Source organism: Streptomyces sp. NPDC048255 (assembly GCF_040652415.1).
Lineage (GTDB): Bacteria > Actinomycetota > Actinomycetes > Streptomycetales > Streptomycetaceae > Streptomyces.
The window spans coordinates 54,264-60,263 of sequence record NZ_JBEZMA010000046.1; the positions used below are offsets into that span (position 1 = coordinate 54,264).

Genomic DNA, 6,000 nt, shown 5'->3' on the forward strand with positions numbered 1-6,000 from the left:
CTCCCGGTCGGCCATCTCGCTGGTACCGCTCACCGATCTGCGGTCGATCCGAGCGGCCGGCCCTTGCCGGAGTCGCTGCTCTCCGTCACATGGAGGTCGGTGGCGGCGCAATCGGCATCCCACGGCTTCACGTTCCGCCCGTGGTCCCCGAACGAGGGCGTAGTACCAGCTCACGTAGCGGTCGCAGATGACCGGTCCGTTCAACAAGGCGCCGGCCAGGTACGGTCGATGACCGCGGCGTCACTGCTCTTGGCCGCCGCCTCGACGAGCGCGGCCGGGATGCGTACCGCCGAGAACAGCGTGCCGCACGAGAGCAGGGCGACGTTGCCTCGCCGCACTCGCTGCGCACCTTGACGAACCGTCATATGACCCGAAGGAGCGGTCCGTTCCCTGGGGGCCCGACCGGGAACCGCCTCGCCCAACAGGCGCCAGCCGTACAAGCGTCAACCATCAAGCGGGGCGGGGGGATCCGGGGCGAACGGCCGTGATCCCATTTGCCGCGCGCCCCGCCCGGAGGGACCATGAAAAAGAGCCCTGGCTGATTCCGACGATGTCCCACCTGGGGGCCGGATGGCGAGAGTCCCGCGCGGCGTCGTCGACGCGGATGGCAGGCAAGCCGTCGTACACGATCAGGAAGGTGCTCTGGTGGCACTGGACCTGACGAACGGCGCCGTGCTGTGGCACCACGCGCCGAGCCTGCGGCCCTGCGCACTGCTGGCCGGCACGGTCGTCGCGGTGCGGATCACACCGTCCCCGGCGCTGGCCGTCGTACTGCTCGACGCCGTGACCGGGCAGGACCGCTGGGAATCGGAGCCAATCTCGTTGGAGTCCTGGGTGCGGTGCACCCTCGACGACACACCTGATTTCACTCTGCGCACCGAGACGGACGAGGCCGCGGACGCGGTGCTGATCCACTGGCACGCCCGCGGCTCGTACCGCGGCGGCGCCGCGCCCAGCCCGCAGGTCCTGGCCGCAGCCGCGCGCGAGGCGCGCGGCGTCCTGCGCGTCGATGTCGCGGCCCCTTCCGTGGACGCCCTGCCGGAGGCCGAGGCCGCCGGGTCCCTGAGCGCGCCGGAGGCCGAGGCGCTGGACGCCGGGGCCCAGGCGCCCGTACCGCCGGCCGCCGCCGATGTCCTGGACCGCAGCCAGGTCGGCGACCAGTGGCTCGAGCTCGCCTTCGAGCCGGACTCCGGGGCAGTCGTCCTGCGGGCGGTGGACCCGCCGACGGCCGCGGTGCGATGGGCGGTGGAGGTGGACCACACGACGACACGGCGGGCGCCCAAGCTCCGGCCCTAGCCCGACCCCCGCACGAACCATCCCTACCAGGGGCATGCCATGACCATCTCGGACGAAGAGCTCGCAGAGACCAAGCACATCACCGTGGCGCAGGTGCAGTTGCTGCGCGAGGCCCGGGGAACGACCAACGCCACACTGGAGACCCTGTCGGACGGCGCGGTGCGCAAGTGCCTGCGCCGTCTCGACCAGCCCGACATGCCGACGGCGCGTGGGCTGTTCCGGGTCGATCAGGAGCGCGGCGACGACGGCACAGTCAAACCTCATGCGCTGGCCCAGGCGTTCCGGCAGGCCGAGACGCTGCTGGCGCGTGTGTCCACCGGGGCGGTGACCGCCGGCGTGCCCACCGGTCCCAACGGCCACCGGACCCGTGGGGGCCCGGCCCCCACGGCGGGGATGCAGCTGGCCGCCTGGGAGTGGATCGGCCCCGGCAACATCGGTGGACGCACCCGCGGACTGGTGATCCATCCTCAGCAACCGCTCAAGATGTGGGCCGTCAGCGCCGGCGGCGGCGTGTGGCACACCAAGAACGGCGGCACCGATTGGCAGCCCGTGGACGACTTCCTGGAGAACCTCGCCTGCGGCTGCATCGCGATGGACCCCTCCGCTCCCGCCACGATGTACGTGGGCACGGGCGAGGCGTTCCGGAACATCGACGCCATCCGGGGCAACGGCATCTTCGTCACGACGAACGCCGTCGACTGGACGCCGATCCTTGCGACGCAGACCCCGGACTTCCAGTTCGTCAGCCGGATCGCGGTGTCGCAGTCCGGGAAGGTCCTCCTCGCGGCCACCTCGACCGGGCTCTTCCGGTGCGCCGACCCGGCGCGGGCGACATGGACCCAGGTCCTCGACGTCCCCCTCGGCGACGTCCGCTTCGACCCGTCCGACAGCAAGAAGGCGGTCGCGGGGGCGCTGCAGGACGGAGCCGCCTGGTTCAGCCGGGACGGTGGCATGAGCTGGCAGCTCGCGTCCGGCGGCCCGTGGATGGGGCGCGTCGAGCTCGCCTACGCCGCCCAGGACTCCGACATCGTGTACGCGTCCGTGCAGATGACCACGGGCCAGATATGGCGGTCGCAGGACGGCGGCGCGACCTACCGGCGTCAGCGAAACCTGTCCCCGGACGGTGTGGTGGCGGACTATCTCGCCAATGACCAGGGGTGGTACGACAACACCATCTGGGCGGGGGACCCCACCGACTCGGATCTGGTGCTGGTCGGCGGTATCAACCTGTGGCGCAGCACGGACGGCGGTGATCATCTGGCCGAGATCAGCACCTGGTCCGAGCCCCGCTCGGTCCACGCGGATCAGCACGCCATCGTCTCCCACCCGTCGTACGACGGTGTCACCAACAGGACCGTGTTCTTCGCCAACGACGGCGGGGTCTACAAGGCGGCCGACCTGGCCGTGGTGGGAAGTGAGCCGCGGCCCCCGTTCATCACCGGCTGGACGGAGCTGGTCAACAACTACGGCGTCACCCAGTTCTACGGCGGCGCGGGACACCTGGGAAGCGGCAAGATCATCGGTGGTGCGCAGGACAACGGCTCGCTCGTCTTCGACCCCGCGCTCGGCCCCCAGGGCTGGCAGCAGTTCTTCGGCGGCGACGGGGGCTGGTGCGCCGCCGACCCCACGAACCCGAAGGTCTTCTACGGCGAGTACACCAATCTGCAGCTCCATCGCAATACGGACGGCGCCACCTCCAACGACGAGTTCGGTGCCACTTTCATCAGTGGGAACGTGTTCGTCCCCGGGCAGGGATGGGTCTGGAAGCCGGTGCCGTTCCGCATCACGGACGCCATGAACGGCAACGCCGGCGCCCTCTTCATCGCACCGTTCGTCCTCGACCCGAACAACGAGAACCGGATTCTCGCGGGCGGTCTGTCGCTGTGGCGGACGAACAACGCCAAGCAGCCGACCACCTTCACCTCCGGTCCCCGCTGGGACGCGATCAAACCCAGCACGGGATCGAAGATCAGCGCGATCGCGGTGGCCCCCGGCGACTCCAACCATGTGTGGGTGGGCCACATGAACGGCATGGTCTTCCGTACCACCGACGGCACCGCGACGACCCCCGCCTGGGAACGCGTCGGGATCACCGGTCCCAGCCCGCTGACCCCGCGGCGCGGCTGCCTGTGCATCACCGTGCACCCGACGGACCCGGACACCGTGTACGTCTCCTTCGGCGGGTACGAGCGCGGGAACCTGTGGATGACGACAGACGGCGGTGCGCGCTGGACCGACCTCGCCACCACGCTGCCGCCCGCGCCGATCCGGGCCGTCGCGGTCCATCCGCGGCAGACGAAGTTCGTGTACGCCGGAACCGAGGTCGGGCTGTTCGCCAGCGAGAACGCCGGCGCCAGCTGGTCGCCGACCAACGAGGGGCCGACGAACTGCTCGGTCGACGATCTGTTCTGGATGGACGAGACGCTGGTGTGCGTGACGCACGGGCGCGGGATGTTCCGGATCGACCTGTCCACGGTCCCGTAGCTCTGACAGGTGAAGCTGGCCGGGTGGAGGGTTTGGACAGGCGTGTGGGGCCGTGACCCTGGGGAGGATCACGGCCCCACGTGGGCCGAAGAGTTGCAGGTCAGGGCAGGTCGATGGTGAACAGGCCGGGGCCGGTCGGCTCCCGTCCGAAGGCAGCGAGGACGTCCTCGGTGTCGCCGAAGGTCAGGACGTCGGTCAGGCCGTTGGCGTTCCCGTTCTCGCAGGTGAGAAAGGGGGGATAGGGGGACGGCCGGAGCCCCCGCACAGTAGGCTCCGGCCGTCGGCTTTTGGGCCGTACGAGATCAGATGTCGAGGCCGGTCAGGACCAGGACTCGCTCGTACGTGTAGTCGTCCATCGCGTAGCGGACGCCCTCGCGGCCCACGCCGGACTGCTTGACGCCGCCGTACGGCATCTGGTCGGCGCGGTAGGACGGCGCGTCGCCGATGATCACGCCGCCGACCTCGAGCTCGCGGTGGGCGCGGAACGCGGTCTGGATGTCCCGGGTGAAGACGCCGGTCTGGAGACCGAACTTCGAGTCGTTGACGGCGGCGAAGGCCTCGTCGGTGTTCTCGACCTTCTTCAGGGTGAGGACCGGTCCGAAGACCTCCTCGGTGGCCAGCTTGACGCCGTCCGGGACCTCCGCGAGGACGGTGGGCTCGTACGAGGCACCCTCGCGCTTGCCGCCGGCGAGCAGCTTGGCCCCGGCGGAGACGGCCTCGTCCACCCAGGACTCGACGCGCTGGGCGGCGGCCTCGGAGACGAGCGGGCCGACGTCGGTGGCCGAGTCGGAGGGGTCGCCGGTGACCTGCGCCTGGACCTTCGCCACGACCTTCTCGACGAGGCGGTCGTAGACGGTGGCGTCGGCGATCACGCGCTGCACGGAGATGCAGGACTGGCCGGCCTGGTAGTTCGAGAAGGTCGCGATCCGGGTCGCGGCCCAGTCGAGGTCGGCCTCGGAGGCCCAGTCGTCCAGGACCACGGCCGCGGCGTTGCCGCCGAGCTCCAGCGTGCAGTGCTTGTGGGGCACCGACTGCTGGATGGCGTAGCCGACGGTGTCGGAGCCGGTGAAGGAGATGACGGGCAGGCGCTCGTCCTTGACCAGGGCGGGCATCTTGTCGTTCGCCACCGGCAGGACCGACCAGGAGCCGGCCGGGAGGTCGGTCTCGGCGAGCAGCTCGCCCAGGATCAGCCCGGAGAGGGGCGTGGCCGGGGCGGGCTTGAGGATGATCGGCGCGCCGACGGCGATGGCCGGGGCCACCTTGTGGGCGCACAGGTTCAGCGGGAAGTTGAACGGCGCGATGCCGAGGACCGGACCCTTGACGAAGCGGCGCGTGAGGGCGAGACGGCCGACGCCGCCGGCGTCGGTGTCGAGGCGCTGGGCCTCTCCGCCGTTGAAGCGGCGGGCCTCTTCGGCGGCGAACCGGAACACGGACACCGCACGGCCGACCTCGCCGCGCGCCCACTTGACCGGCTTGCCGTTCTCGGCGGAGATCAGCTGGGCGATCTCCTCGGTGCGCTCGGTGAGACGCTTGGACACGTGGTCCAGGGCGGCGGCCCGTACGTGGGCGGGGGTCGCGGAGAACTCCGCCGTCACGGCGTACGCCGCGGCCACGGCCTCTTCGACCTGCGCGTCGGTGGGCACGCTGACCGTGCCGACGAGGCGGCCGTCCCACGGGGAGTGGACGTCGAAGCTGTCCTCGCCGGTGGCCTGGCGGCCGGCGAGCCAGAAGGCGTGGGTGGAAGTCATGCGAATCCCGGCCCTTCGGAGTGTGCGGTGGGTCCTTGTCCCCTCCACCGTAGGACTCCGCCGGGGATTCGGCGTTTATCCGGCGTGTAGTACCTGCCGGCCGGGCCGCGCCGCTTTGTCAGTGTCGCGGTGTGCCCTGCGGGTCGGCCCGGCCGCCGCTGCGCCGTGCGGGTCCGGCTGCGCCCGGCCCCTGGGGCTCCGCCCCGGACCCCGCGCCTCAAACGCCGGCGGGGCTGGATTTGGGCCTCCGTTTCCCCTGCGGGGCGGCTCGGTGTGCGGTTCGGCTTTGCCGGGGCCTGGTCGGTGGGGTCGGTCCGCGGTGCCCCTCCGGGGTGTCTCCTCGGCTCGCGCACTGAGCCCGACCCGACGCCATCAGCCCAGGTTGCGCGCTCGTCCTGCGGGGACACCCCTGCGCGGCACCACTCCCCTCCACCACGAGTCCCAACGGGCGCAAGGCCTCGCTTCCGAAGCC

5 protein-coding genes are annotated in these 6,000 nt (G+C 71.0%); 2 read left to right on the forward strand and 3 right to left on the reverse strand.

Translation table 11 applies throughout. The annotated features are described in order from the left end of the window. Positions 1-200 precede the first annotated feature (200 nt). On the reverse strand, positions 201-338 hold the full coding sequence (locus AB0D94_RS28340; RefSeq protein WP_362057085.1) for a hypothetical protein: 138 nt from the start codon (positions 336-338) through the stop codon (positions 201-203). A 232-nt stretch (positions 339-570) separates the two neighbouring features. On the opposite strand from AB0D94_RS28340, the gene AB0D94_RS28345 reads away from it, so the two are divergent. Then, on the forward strand, positions 571-1,296 hold the full coding sequence (locus tag AB0D94_RS28345; protein WP_362057088.1) for a PQQ-binding-like beta-propeller repeat protein: 726 nt from the start codon (positions 571-573) through the stop codon (positions 1,294-1,296). A 39-nt stretch (positions 1,297-1,335) separates the two neighbouring features. Next, the gene (locus AB0D94_RS28350; RefSeq protein ID WP_362057091.1) at positions 1,336-3,780 is read left to right on the forward strand and encodes a hypothetical protein; all 2,445 of its coding nucleotides are present in this window, start codon (positions 1,336-1,338) and stop codon (positions 3,778-3,780) included. A gap of 100 nt (positions 3,781-3,880) precedes the next feature. Here AB0D94_RS28350 and AB0D94_RS28355 read toward each other — a convergent pair whose 3' ends face one another. Both AB0D94_RS28355 and AB0D94_RS28360 read right to left on the reverse strand, forming a co-directional pair. After that, a complete protein-coding gene (locus AB0D94_RS28355) occupies positions 3,881-4,045 on the reverse strand; it encodes a hypothetical protein (RefSeq protein WP_362057094.1) in 165 nt (54 codons plus the stop codon). Positions 4,046-4,082: 37 nt separating this feature from the next. After that, a complete protein-coding gene (locus AB0D94_RS28360) occupies positions 4,083-5,528 on the reverse strand; it encodes an aldehyde dehydrogenase family protein (RefSeq protein WP_362057097.1) in 1,446 nt (481 codons plus the stop codon). Positions 5,529-6,000: the final 472 nt, after the last annotated feature.